We start from the raw sequence: 13,176 nt of genomic DNA on the forward strand, positions 1-13,176 counted from the left end.
AGACGTGTGTGAGTATCACGGCGCAGAGCCGAAAAAAGCCGTCTGAAAATGGATTGCTCCGTTTTCAGACGGCTTTTTTACTGCGTGATAAACCGGCTTTATTTCAAATTCCCGGCCAGCAGCCAGGCTTGGGCTTCGGCGGCGTTGTCGAAATATTTGGGATGCTGGCGGGTAATCAGGTTGGACAGGCGGGAGGCGAGTTTAATCCAGATATCGTCGGTGGCGATGGCGATGCGGCCGAAGTCGTCTGCGTGTTCGTTGAGAAACTTAATCTGCTCGACCGCCATATCCAGCGTAAAATCTTTCAGCATCGATAAATCCAGCAAGACGTCGGGCAGGTGGACGCGCCGTTTGGCCGCCAGCAGCGCCTGCTCCAGCTCGCGGAAATCTTCCAGTGTAAATTCATTGTATAAGGCTACGTTCAAACCGTAAGACTGCTCTCTGATGGAAATCATGATTTGCTCCTTGTGTGTTTGAGGAAGAACGTTTTGAATTGCCGAGGCTGTATGCTGCTCAATACGCCTGCCGCCACAATGATAACCATGCCGGCTGCTTCCTGCCAAGTGATTTTGTCGCCCAGAAGCAGCATCCCCGAGAGCGCGGAGAAGACGACGGTCAGGTAGGAGAGGGAGGCGACGGTGAATTTGTTGCCGACTTTGTAGGCGCGGGTCATGCAGAGCTGCGCCACCATCGCGCTCAAGCCCACGGCCAGCAGGTAGGGCACGGCTTCCCAGGAGAGCGCGTGCCAGCCGGTGAGTGTGGCCCATACTGCGGCCATCACCATGCCGACCACGGAAAGGTAAAACACCACCCGCCAGCCCGGCTCGCCCAGCAGGGAGAGTTCGCGCACTTTTAAATACGCCCAGCCCGACATGGCGCCGCCGGCCAGCCCCAGCAGCGCCGCCCATTCCTGCCCGCCCTGAAACGAGGGATTGAGCAGCAATACCACGCCGGAAAAGCCGAAGACCAATACCGCTTGGGTGTAGGGCGCGATGCGTTCTTTGAAAAACAGAAAGGAAAACACCGCCAAAAAGATGGACGAGGTATAGCTGAGGGTCACGCCCGTCGCCAGCGGCAGGTGGGTAATCGAGTAAAACAGGCAGAGCATGGCGGCCGAGCCGATGATGCTGCGGTTGAGGTGGGTTTTCCAATGCGGCGTGGCAAAGGTGTCGCCGCGCGCTTTGGCCATGATGCCGAGAAACAGGGCGGCAAAGCCCATGCGCCAGAATACCAACTCGCCGCTGCCGAAGCCGAATTTCTGCGCGGCGGCTTTGATGCAGAGGTTCATCAGGGTAAAACCCAGCGCGGCGAGAATCATCCAGCCGGCGCCGAGCGGGTCTTGATGGGTAGGGGAAGACATAAATCGCTTAAATCATCGGGAAATTGGTTAATATTATAACAAAGGCCGTCTGAAAGTCGCAGCTTTCAGACGGCCTTTTATTGTATAGTCGGCGAAATTCAATTCTGCTACAAGGCGATCCAACGCCGTAGCAGGATTTAAGTTTGACTAATAACGGGGATTATACGGCGTCTTCGCCCCATACATCGGCAGCGATTTCTTCTACCAGGCGTACTTTCGCCCATTGTTCGGCTTCGGTCATGATGTTGCCTTCTTCAGTGGAGGCGAAGCCGCATTGCGGGCTGAGGGCCAGTTGTTCCAGAGGTACAATCGCTGCGGCTTCGGCAATGCGCGCTTTGATGGCGGCTTTGTCTTCCAATTCGGGGAATTTGGAAGTCACCAGACCCAAAACGACGCGGCCTTTGTGCGGGTTGTCGTTGAAATATTTCAAAGGCTCGAAGCCGCCGCTGCGCTCGTTGTCGTATTCCAGGAAATAGCCGTCGTAAGCGGTTTGGCCGAACAGCTCGGGGGCAACGGGGTCGTATGCGCCGCTGAGCAGGTAGGTGGAGCGGAAATTGCCTCGGCAGACGTGGGTGGTGATAATCATGTCGGCCGGTTTTTGCGCCAGAATAACTTGGATGTTTTCCAGAGCCTGCGCTTTATCGGCGGCGAATTCGGGTTTCTCGTGGTTGTTGCACAGCGAACCCCAATAAACGTCGTCGAATTGCAGGTAGCGGCAGCCGGCTTCGTAGAAGGCTTTGATGCAGTCGATGTAGGCTTGCTGCACGTCTTTGGCGAATTCGGCGCGGGTGGCGTACACGCCGGTATCCCATTGTACGGGATACATTAATTGGTTCGGGCTGGGGATGGTGTATTTAACCACGCCGCGGCCGGCCACGATTTTATCCAGCTTTTTGAAATGCTCGATAAAGGGATGCGCCGGGTTCCAGGAAACTTTGCCGCAGCAGCGGGTGTTGTAGGCTTTGGTTTCCACGCCGTTGAACTTGTAACCGTGTTCCGGTGCGTAGCCTTCGATGCCGTTGAGATTTTCCAAAAAGTCGATGTGCCAGAACGCGCGGCGGAATTCGCCGTCGGTAATCACTTGAATGCCTGCGGCCAGCTGGTCTTCCACCAGTTTGGCAATTTCCTGGTCTTCAACGCGGGTCAGCTCTTCGCGGCTGATTTTGCCTTCGGCAAAGTCGGCGCGGGCTTGTTTCAAGGGCTCGGTACGCAGGTAGCTGCCGACGGTATCGGCGTGCAGGGGCAGGGCTTGGCTCATGTAATCACCTCTGAATAAAAAGTTGTGGTGGTGCAAACGGTATCGGGCGGGTCGGTGGCAAACCGCGTGGCGGATGCCGTGTTGCCGACCGATAAGGTTTGAATAATCTGTGTACCAAGTATAAAGGAAACTGCCCGGCTGCGGTAGCGCGGCGGAGATGAAATTTCTGCGGCTTGCTTATTCAAAATATTCACGTTTCGGTGGGTAGGGATATGATTGTAGGACGGGCATCCTTGCCCGTCGCTCATTCATAGCATGCGATAACATAGTGTGCGATAAACCTTTGATTAATCCATTCTCTCTGCCTGTGGCAAAGCGACGGGCAAGGATGCCCGTCCTACTTTATTGGTATTTCTTGCTTTCTCTGAATGGCTTATTTCGAGTTTATATGAATGATTTATAAAATGACTATAAAACCTATGTTCAAAAGCCGTTTGGTGCATAAAAAAGCCGTCTGAAAAATCACGATTTTTCAGACGGCCTTATTTTTCAGACGGCTTTATTTGCCGCGAATCTGCTGCAAGAAGCTGCGGGTGCGCTCGTGTTTCGGATTGTCAAACAATTCCTGCGGCGCGCCTTGCTCCACCACCACGCCGCCGTCCATCACGACGACGACATCGGCGGCTTCCATGGCAAACTTGATTTCGTGGGTTACGACAATCATGGTCCAGCCTTCGCGTGCCAGAGCCTTCATGGTGTCCAATACGTCCTGCACCAGTTCGGGGTCGAGCGCGGAGGTCGGTTCGTCAAACAGCATCAGCTCGGGGCGGATGGCCAGGGCGCGGGCGATGCCGACACGCTGCTGCTGGCCGCCGGAGAGCTGGAAAGGGTAGAGATCGGTTTTGTCGCCCAGGCCGACTTTTTCCAGCAGGGCGCGGGCTTCGGCCTCGGCTTGGGCGGCGGGTCTGCGCTGCACGGCGACCGGCCCTTCCATCACGTTTTCCAGCGCAGTTTTGTGCGGAAAGAGATTATATTGCTGAAACACCATGCCGGATTTGCGGCGCAGCGCGAGGATGTCCGCTTTGCCGGGGTGTCGGGCGAAATCAATGTGCAAAGGCGTGTCGCCGTCGAAGCCGATTGAGCCCTGTTCGGGCATTTCCAGCGCGTTCAGGCAGCGCAGCAGGGTGGTTTTGCCCGAGCCGGATGGCCCTAAAATCACCACGACGCGGCCTTTGGCGATGTCCAAATCAATGCCGCGCAAGATGGTATTGCCGCCGAAGGTTTTGCGGATATTGCGGATGGTAATCATACGGCCTCCTTATTTCGCCACATAGCGGTCGAAGCGTTTTTCGATTTTCGCCTGAATGAAAAACAGCACCCAGCAGAAGCACCAATAGACCACCGCCGCCTCGATATAGACGGGCAGGAAGTCGTAAGCGCGGTTGGCCGATTCCATCGCCACGCGGAAAAGCTCGGTGACGGTCACCACCGCAGCCAGCGAGGTGTTTTTGAACAGGCCGATAAATTCGTTGCTCAAAGGCGGCACGGACACGCGGAATGCCTGCGGCGCGATGATGCGGCGGAAAGTCTGCATATAGGTCATGCCGATGGAGAAACCGGCTTCCCATTGCCCTTTGGGTACGGACAAAATCGCCGCGCGTATGGTTTCGGAAGCATAGGCGCCGACGTTGAGCGAGAAGCCGATAATCGCGGCCGGTATCGGATCGATGTACACGCCGATGGCGGGCAGGCCGTAAAACACAATCGAAATCTGCACCAGAATCGGCGTGCCGCGTATGGCGGAAATATAGACTTTGGCCAGCGCCAGCGCGGTTTGATGCAGTAGGCCGCCGCGCGGCATCACGCGCAGCAGCGCCACAGCCACGGCAATCACCATGCCGATGAGAAACGAGGCCACCGCCAGCGGCACGGAAACCAGAAAGCCGGCTTTAACCATAGGCCAAAACGCGCCGATAACCAAATCGGCGCGTGCTTCAGTCATAAACGGCAGAGAAGCCAGAAAATCATTTAACACTGATGTCTTTTCCGAAGAATTGTTCGCCTAATTTTTTCAGAGTGCCGTCGGCTTTCAGCTCGTCGATGGCGCGGCTGAACTGGGCTACGGCTTCTTCATTGCCTTTGTTGACAATCAGGCCGGAGCCGACTTTCTGCTCGGCCGGGGCAGACCAAACGATTTTCACGCCGGCATTCGGGTTTTTCTTCAGGTAATCCAATACCGCCAGCTCGTCGTTCAGTGTCACTTCGGCGCGTTTCTGCTCGACCAGCGTCAGCGATTGCGCCAGGCCGTCCACCGGTACGATTTCGGCTTTGGCCGCAGTCGCCAGCTCGCCGTAGTTACTGGTCAGCGATTGCGCGGCTTTGATGCCGGCGATGTCGTCGATAGACTTGATATTGCTGTCTTTACGCGCCACCAATACCGCGCCGCTCCAGCTGTAAGGCTCGGAACGGTCGAACGTCGCTTGGCGCTCGGGCGTGGTCAGGCCGACTTGGTTGGCTACGGCATCGAAACGTTCCGCTTTCAAACCAGCCAGCATCGCATCCCATTGGGTTTCTTTAAATTCAACGGTAATGCCCAGCTTGTCGGCCACCGCGCGGGTTACTTCCACATCATAGCCGGTCAGCTTGCCGGATTCGTCGTGGTAGGTAAACGGCGCGTAAGTGCCTTCCGTGCCGACGGTGATCGTACCTTTATTATTGATGCGCTCAATCAGCGAGCCGCCCTGAGGATTGGCCGCTTGGCCTGCGCCGCCTTCGCTGCCGCCGCAGGCCGCCAGTACCAAAGCGGCGAGGCCGCCGAGTACGAATTTTTTCAACATGATAAACTTCCTTAAAAAACAACAAAGCGCGTATTCTAAGGGATATGCGGCTGAAAGACAAAGAATGTTTGCTTATACTGCTTATAGCGGACAAGCATGACAAAGGCCGTCTGAAAACAGATTGCTGCTTTCAGACGGCCAGCCCTCAGACGGCGCGGTTGTTATCCGAACACCTGTCTACCGCCCCCAACCCCCGCCGAGCGCTTTATACAGCGACACCGTCATCTGCGCGCGTGCGAGTTGCGCTTGAATCAGGTTTTCGCGGGTTTGGTCTTCGTTGAGGCGGGCGGTGAGTGCGTCATCCAGCGTTTTGTAGTCGTTGCGGAACAGTTTTTCCGTGTCGGCGGCGTGCCGTGCGGCCTGTTGGTAGGCGGTTTGCAGCAGGCCGGTTTGCCGATCCAGCGCGGTTACGCTTTGATAAGCGCTGTCGGTTTCGCCCAAGGCGGTCAGAAGCTGCCTGTCGTATTGCAGCAAGGCCGTCTGAAGGCGGGCATCGGCGGCGGCGATATTGGCTTTGATGCGGCCGTTGGTGAAAATCGGCATTTGGATGCCGACGCTTAATAAACTCGCCCAGCCTTTGACGGCGCTGTCGCCGTCAACCTCGATACGCCCGCCTTGTCCCATAAAATTAATGGTGAAACGCGGCAGCAAATCGGCTTTGGCACCGGCGAGACGGGCGGCGTAGGCGTTGACTTGGGCGGCATAGGCGCGCAAATCGGGGCGGCGTTCGATCATGCCCTGCGGCGTTTGCCCGCCCGGGGCGGCGGGCTGCTGCGCCAATACGTCGATGGGCGAAGCGGGCAAAGTGAAATCCTGCGGCACTTGTCCGGTCAATACGGCAATGCTGCGCACATAAGCATCGTATTCGGCCTGGATGGTGGCGCGTTTCGCTTCGGCGGCGGTGAGGCGCACTTTGGCTTCGTTCACTTCATAACCGCTGACGTGCCCCGCCTTAAACCGCCCCTCCACATACTGCACCATGCGCTTCAGGGTGGCGACGGTATGGTCGGCGGTTTTCAGACGGCTTTGGGCGGCGCGGGCTTTGAAATAGTTGTCGGCAATGTCGCCCGCCACCAGCATTTGCGCGCCGTATACCTGCTCCTGCTGCCCGAGTGCGGCGTAATAGGCGGCATCGGCATCGCTGCGTTTTTGGCCGAAAATATCGGGTTCCCACGAAACGGTCAGGCCGCCAACCAGATGATTGCTCTTGATGTCATGGCCGCTGCCGCCCAATGCGGCGGTTTGCGGATTTTGCGCGAGCCGGCTGCGCACACTTTCGCTCAAAGGATTATCGGCATTGCCGCGCACGATGCCGCCGCTGCCGCTCAAACCGACCGTCGGCCCCAAACCGGCAACGGCGGCGCGGCTGAGGGCGCGGGCTTCGTTTAGGCGGCTGACGGCGATTTGGACATCGTAGCCCTGCGCCAAGCCTTGCTCGATGAGGCGGCTTAATACGGGGTCGTGCCAGTTTTGCCACCATTGCGCGATTTCGCTGCCGCCGCGTGCGGCTTCGGCCTGACTGAACGCTTGCGGCACGGCGACGGTGCTGTTTAACGGTATATCCGTGCTTTGGCAGGCGCAAAGCGCGAGCAGGGCGGCGGTGCAGAGAATGATGCTTTGCTTGGATTTCATTTCAATTTCCTTTATCGGTTTTCTGATTTCAGACGGCACGGCAACGCGCAGGCCGTCTGAAAAACTAGCCCTGCCGTTCCAGCATTTTGCGGAAACGTAGCAGCGCGAATCCCAAAAACCCCGCGCCCAAGAGCGACATCGCCGCCATCTGCGGCCACACGATTTCCCACCCCGCGCCGCGAAACATAACATGCTGCGAAAGCTCCATAAACTGGGTCAGCGGCCAGTATTCGCTGATTGTCTGCGCCGTTTCGGGCATATTGCTGCGCGGCGAGGAAGAGCCGGAAAAAAGCAGCATCACGATGTGTATCGGCAGCATCAGCAGGCCGAACTGCGCCATCGTGGGGGCGACGGTGGCGAGCATGATGCCCAGCGAGGCGACGGAAAACAAAAACAGCATCATCCCCGCGCCGTAGAGCAGGAGCGAACCTTGCAGCGGCACGCCGATATAGAGATGCACCACCAGCCATTGTGACAGCAGCGCGGCGGCCAGCACCACCGCGCCGTTGGCGAGGATTTTCGACATCATCAGCTCGAACGCGCTGACCGGCATCACCAGCAGATGTTCAATCGTGCCGCGTTCGCGCTCGCGGATGACCGCCGCGCCCACCAACACCAGCATAATCAGACTGGCGTTGGTTCCCACCTGCGAAACGGGCATAAACCATTCGCTTTGTCCGTTGGGGTTGAAGAAGTTGCGGATAACGGGCGTTAAGGGCGCGGCCTGTGCGCTGTTGTGGCCGGAAAAGGCCGCCGTTTCGCGGTTGATGATCTGCGTCAGGTAAGACGAGCCGACCCCCGCCTGCGTCATCATGGTCGCATCAATCAGAAGCTGTATCTGCGGGCTGCGCCCCGCCGCCACATCGCGCTGGAAGTTAGGCGGGATTTCCAAAATGAAGACGTATGCGCCCTTATCCATCAGCGCGTCCGTCTCTTCGCGCTTCACCTCTTCGGGCGGTTGGAAAAAAGGCGGCTGAACGGCATCGCGGATGCGGTACGACAGCGCCGAGCGGTCGAGGTCGATGATACCGACGGTGGCGTTTTTCACATCGGTATTGATGCCCTTGGCCACGCTGATAACAGAACCGGTAAACATGAAGGTGATGAGTATCATCAGCACCGGATCGGCGAAAAGGCTGCGGAACTCCTTCAACACCAACGTCAGGATATTGCGGATCGATCGCATATCATTGCTCCTGTTTTTTCAACAGCAGGCACGCCGCCGCGATACAGGCCAGCATAAACGCGCCGACGGCCGCAAATTCCTGCTGTAACTGCGTGCCGTCCAACCCTTTGGTGAACGTGCCGACGCTCACGTTGAGATACCACGAGGCGGGGAAGATTCTGCCGAACGCATACGCGCCGCCGCTCAGGGTCGAAAGCGGATAAAGGAAACCCGAATAGTTGACGGTGGGAATCATGGTGGCAATCGCCGCCACGAAAATCGCCGCCAACTGCGATTTCACAAAGGACGAGACCAGCAGCCCCATCGCGGTGGACGCGCCCACCATCAGCAGCGTGCCGAAAGACAGGGCGGCAAACGAGCCTTTTACGGGTACGCCGAACCAGAAAATCATCATCAGCACCAGCGCGGCAAAGTTCGCCATGCCCACCGCGATATAGGGAAGCTGCTTGCCGATAAGATACTGCGGCACGCCGGCGGGCGAGGCGTACAGATTGGAAATCGAGCCGGTTTCCTTCTCGCGCACCACGCCGATGGCGGTCATCATCGCCGGAATCATGACCAGCACCAGCATCATCACGCCCGGCGCAATCGCATTGATACTGTTGAAAGATTGGTTGTAACGGAAACGCGGCACGACCTCTGCGGCCGCCGCCGGAAGCGGCAGCCCCGCAGCCCTTACCCTGTCCTGCGAATATGCCGTCAAAATCCCGCCGATATAGCTTTGGATATTGGAAGCGTTGAACGGCAGCGCGCCGTCGATATAAAAACCGACTTCGGGCTGCTCCCCGCGCAGGAGTTTGCGCCCGAAGCCTGACGGAATATCGATGACCAGCACCGCCTGCGCGCTTTTCAGCACCGTATCGATGTCGGCCGCGCTGCGGATTTCGGGCTGCTCGATAAAATAGCGCGAGCCTCTGAAATATTCCGCCAGCTCGCGGCTCATGCCGGTTTGGTCGCGGTCGTACACCGCGAATTTCAAATTCTGCACGTCGAACGACACGCCCCACGCCACCGCCGCCATCATAATCACCGGCCCGAAGAGCGCGAAAAACAGGCGGATTTTGTCGTGCAGCAGCTCCTTGGCTTCGCGCACGGCAAACGTCCAAACCATCGCCAACATATATTTCGGCGAAGCGGTGTGGCGGAGGGTATTTTCAGACGGCATTGGGGTATGGATGCCGTCTGAAACCTCTGCGGCAGTGCCGTCATCCGAATGCCTGTCGGAAACCGCGTAGGGTGTGTGCGGTACGCACGCACGCGTTTTCCCATCGTTTGCGCTGCCAGAATGTGCATCTTCGGAAGCCGTATGCGCGGCTGCGCCGCACACCCTGCCTGTTGCTTCATTTTCAGACGGCCTGTCCTCCCGAATGCTGTCTAAAACCTTTTCTTTCGCAGTATTTGCTTCAATTGTATTGGCTTCGTCTTCCGCCTCCGCCAAATACTGCACAAACGCTTCTTCCAAATCGGGCGCGTTGCGGGCGCGGGTCAATTCTTCCGGCGTACCCGCCGCCAACACGCGGCCTTTGTGCATAAAGGAAATGCGGTCGCAGCGCCCCGCTTCGTTCATAAAGTGGGTGGAGACGAAAATGGTCATCCGGTCTTCGCGCGACATTTTCAGCAGGTAGCGCCAAAACATATCGCGGGCGGCAGGGTCTACGCCGGAAGTGGGTTCGTCCAAAATCAACACTTCGGGACGGTGCAGGCAGGCGGCGGCCAGTTGCAGCCGCTGGCGGATACCCAAAGGCAGCGACGCGGGCGCGGTGTCGGCAACGTCGGCCAAATCGAACTGCCGAAGCGCTTCCTCCACCGCCGCCGCGCCTTTTGCGCCCATTTGGTAGAGCTCGGCGTGCAAATCCAGATTCCGGCGCACGCTCAATTCCTCATACAGCGAAAACGCCTGCGACATATAGCCCACGCGCATTTTGGTCTGCATATCGCCCGCATCGACGGGCTTGCCCAACAGCTCCGCCGTGCCCTCTGTCGCTTCCAAGAGGCCAGTGAGCATTTTCATGGTGGTGGATTTACCGCAGCCGTTCGAGCCCAAAAAGCCGAAAATCTCGCCTTTCGGGATGGTGAAGCTGACGTGATCGACCGCTGTAAACGCGCCGAAGCGCTTGGTCAGGCCGTGCGCTTCAATGGCGGGCGGCAGGTTTTTATCTTCAACAAACGGTGTGATTTCCAAACTGCCCGCGCCCTGCTTCTCCGGCGGCAGCATTTTGATGTAGGCCTCTTCCAGTACGTCCGTAGCGTATTCGGCCAACACCTCCCGCGTCGGTTTGTTGGCGAGCAGTTTGCCGTCGTCCATCGCCAACAGCTGCTCAAACTGCTGCGCCTCTTCGATATAGGCGGTGGCGACAATCACCGTCATGCCCGCGTTTTCTTGGCGCAATTCGTTCACCAATGCCCAAAATTGGCGGCGCGACAGCGGATCGACACCGGTGGTCGGCTCGTCCAAAATCAGCAAATCGGGCGAATGCACCAACGCGCAACACAGGCTCAATTTCTGCTTCATCCCACCCGACAATTTCCCCGCCGCGCGGTCGATAAACGGCGCAAGCCCCGTTGCTTCCACCAAACGCGCAATCCGCGCCCCGCGCTCGTCCGCCTTCAGGCCGAACAGCCGCGCATGGAAATCGATGTTTTCGCGCACCGACAACGTGCGGTAGAGATTATGCCCCAAGCCCTGCGGCATAAAGGCGATGCGGTGCGACAAAGCCAAGCGCGTATCCTTATCCGCCATATCGCCGCCCAACACCCCAATCTTACCGCTTTGGATGATTTTCACGCCCGCAATCAGCGACAGCAGCGTCGATTTACCCACTCCGTCGGGGCCGATCAAGCCCACCGTCTGCCCGCGCGGGATTGCCAGCGACACATCATCAAGCGCCTGCACCTTGCCGTAGCGGTGCGACACGGCGGAAAGGGAAACGGCGGTGGTTGGCTCGGTATTCATCATCAGGCTCTTGGTTTTGGTTTTTCAGACGGCATTTCAGGCCGTCTGAAAAATTTGCAGGTTGGGAGGCAATTACAACGAAATGGTTATGATTCGGTAAATGTTGGGTTTGTAACCCAACCTACACCATAAAACTCACTCCGGCAGTCTCACCGCCAATTCAGACGGCCATTCGGCTTGCGCATCGGTTTTCACAAAGCCGTTGCCCGTCATGCCGCCTTTTAACAAACGGCCGAACTGCCTGGCGGTCTCAATCGGTACTTGCAGCTTGATTTTAAACATCAGTTTCGCCCGCTCGTCCGCCGTTTCCACGGCTTTCGGGGTGAACTGCGCATCGGTGGCGATGAATTTGATTTCAGCGGGAAACACCGCGTCGATACCGTCGAGCCGAATCCGCGCTTCATCGCCGACTTTCAGACGGCTCATACTGTCGGTAGGCAGGAAAATATTCATGGATACGTCGGTCGGGTCGAGCAGGCTGACCACGCGGCTGCCTGCGCCGACAACATTGCCCGCTTCGGCGATTTTGTATTCCACCCGCCCGTCAATCGGGGCGCGGATCAGCATATCGTCGTTGGCGGAGGCGGCGGATTTGACGGCGGCGCCGGCCTGTTCTACGCCTGCTTCGGCTTCGGCAATTTGGGCGCGGCTTTGGGCAACCACGGCCTGCGCTTCGTCGCGGGCGGCTTCGGCGGCTTTCACGGCGGCGGCGGCGCGTTCAAAATCGGCCTGGCGTTTGGTTACTTCCGATTGCGAAACCAATCGGTCGGCGAGCAGGCGGCGGGCGTTGTCCCACTCTAATTTGGCCACGCGCTGCTGCTGGCGGGCGGCATCGACATTGGCCTGCGCACGGGCAACCGACTGCTTGGTCTGCGCTTGCGCGGCTTGGGCGCGGCTCACCGCTTCACGCTGGCGTACGGCGGCCGCTTGCGCCTCTGCCAAGCGGCTTTCGCTGGTTTCATTGGAAAGCTCGACCAACACGTCGCCCGCTTTCACATCCGCACCTTCCTCCGCCAATACCGCCTTTACCCGCCCCGCATACAGGCTGGCGACATCGATGCGGTTGAGTTCCAGCCGCCCGTTGGATTGGGCGATGCCTGCGGGCAGTTTGCCCTGCTGCTGTTGCCGGTAATACCAGCCGCCGCCGACGGCAAGGGCGGTGACGACGGCAAGGAAGATGATTTTTTTCATTTCGGTGCTTCCTGTCGCAAAGGTGCAATCGGTTTGTTTTTAAAGGAGGAGTGAAGCTGCGCCTCATAGCTGGGAAACATCGTGCCCAAGCTCCAGTCGATGCGCTGCATAATCGCTTCATCACTCAGTATTTCCGTCACTTCGCCGCCGATAAATCCGGGCAGCAGGCCGCGCTGCCCAAAGCGCACGCCGACAACCATAGCGGCGCTGACCGAGCAGCCTAAATAAGCCAAACGCTGGGTAGTAGCAGCAGGACGGCTGTCGTCGGTTTCGGCACAGGCTTCCAACAGCTGCGTAAAGAAAGCCAGCCGCTTTTCCATGTTGGCCTTGATAAAGTCGTTCACCACTGCTACGCCGTCGGCACTGTCGGCCAACAGACGGTTCACCATCGCCAAATTGTCGCGCATCGAACAGGCGGTAATGTAAATCGCCCCGCGCAGGGCGGCAAACGGATTGTCCGGCAGGGCGGCGTTTTCCAAACCGCCCCAAATCAGGCGGTCGTGATGGCGCAGCATTTCCCTGATAAATGCGTCTTTACCGGTAAACAGATGATGAAACATCCCCGGGCTGACCCCGGCCTCTGCCGCCAGCGCGCGCACGGAGAGCTTGTGATAGCCCAATTCGGGATAACGCTGCAAACCGGCGCGGATAAATTTTTGATGTGTGGTGTCGGTCATATTGGAAAATTCATGTTGATGAAATTGGACGACTGTCCAATCATAATTCTGTTCACAGCATTAAACAAGTACCGATAATGTAAAAGCCGTCTGAAAACGGCAGATTTACAGCTAACGTGTGTTCGGGATAAGCGTGTTGGGT

Annotated in this window: 11 protein-coding genes; all 11 read right to left on the reverse strand. The window is 57.8% G+C overall.

Going from position 1 to position 13,176, the window contains the following annotated elements; translation table 11 throughout:
• Positions 1–98: 98 nt before the first annotated feature.
• The 11 genes from BDE01S_RS01295 to BDE01S_RS01345 all read right to left on the reverse strand — a co-directional run bounded on the left by BDE01S_RS01295 (position 99) and on the right by BDE01S_RS01345 (position 13,034).
• Positions 99–455 (reverse strand): SpoIIAA family protein, encoded by a 357-nt coding sequence (locus tag BDE01S_RS01295; protein WP_066076226.1) that lies wholly within the window; start codon positions 453–455, stop codon positions 99–101.
• Complete coding sequence (locus BDE01S_RS01300; RefSeq protein WP_066076228.1) at positions 452–1,360, reverse strand: DMT family transporter; 909 nt, start codon at positions 1,358–1,360, stop codon at positions 452–454. The genes BDE01S_RS01295 and BDE01S_RS01300 overlap by 4 nt, the downstream gene beginning before the upstream one ends.
• Before the next feature lie 160 nt (positions 1,361–1,520).
• Complete coding sequence (locus BDE01S_RS01305) at positions 1,521–2,618, reverse strand: 5-methyltetrahydropteroyltriglutamate--homocysteine S-methyltransferase (protein ID WP_066076231.1); 1,098 nt, start codon at positions 2,616–2,618, stop codon at positions 1,521–1,523.
• A gap of 499 nt (positions 2,619–3,117) precedes the next feature.
• Positions 3,118–3,867, reverse strand: a complete 750-nt coding sequence (locus BDE01S_RS01310) for an amino acid ABC transporter ATP-binding protein (protein WP_066076234.1) — start codon at positions 3,865–3,867, stop codon at positions 3,118–3,120.
• Positions 3,868–3,876: 9 nt separating this feature from the next.
• A complete protein-coding gene (locus tag BDE01S_RS01315; protein ID WP_066076237.1) occupies positions 3,877–4,593 on the reverse strand; it encodes an amino acid ABC transporter permease in 717 nt (238 codons plus the stop codon).
• Positions 4,583–5,395, reverse strand: coding sequence for an amino acid ABC transporter substrate-binding protein (locus BDE01S_RS01320; protein WP_066076242.1), 813 nt, complete (start codon positions 5,393–5,395; stop codon positions 4,583–4,585). Before BDE01S_RS01320 ends, BDE01S_RS01315 begins: the two co-directional genes overlap by 11 nt.
• A 177-nt stretch (positions 5,396–5,572) precedes the next feature.
• The gene (locus BDE01S_RS01325; protein ID WP_066076245.1) at positions 5,573–7,027 is read right to left on the reverse strand and encodes an efflux transporter outer membrane subunit; all 1,455 of its coding nucleotides are present in this window, start codon (positions 7,025–7,027) and stop codon (positions 5,573–5,575) included.
• 64 nt (positions 7,028–7,091) lie between these two features.
• Entirely contained in the window at positions 7,092–8,213 is a 1,122-nt protein-coding gene (locus BDE01S_RS01330) for an ABC transporter permease (protein ID WP_066076248.1), read from the reverse strand.
• Between the two features lies 1 nt (position 8,214).
• A complete protein-coding gene (rbbA, locus tag BDE01S_RS01335; protein ID WP_416178183.1) occupies positions 8,215–11,169 on the reverse strand; it encodes a ribosome-associated ATPase/putative transporter RbbA in 2,955 nt (984 codons plus the stop codon).
• 132 nt (positions 11,170–11,301) lie between these two features.
• Positions 11,302–12,357, reverse strand: a complete 1,056-nt coding sequence (locus BDE01S_RS01340; protein WP_066076249.1) for an HlyD family secretion protein — start codon at positions 12,355–12,357, stop codon at positions 11,302–11,304.
• Positions 12,354–13,034, reverse strand: a complete 681-nt coding sequence (locus BDE01S_RS01345; RefSeq protein ID WP_066076252.1) for a TetR/AcrR family transcriptional regulator — start codon at positions 13,032–13,034, stop codon at positions 12,354–12,356. The genes BDE01S_RS01340 and BDE01S_RS01345 overlap by 4 nt, the downstream gene beginning before the upstream one ends.
• Positions 13,035–13,176 lie beyond the last annotated feature (142 nt).

The organism is Bergeriella denitrificans NBRC 102155 (genome assembly GCF_001592185.1).
Lineage (GTDB): Bacteria > Pseudomonadota > Gammaproteobacteria > Burkholderiales > Neisseriaceae > Neisseria > Neisseria denitrificans.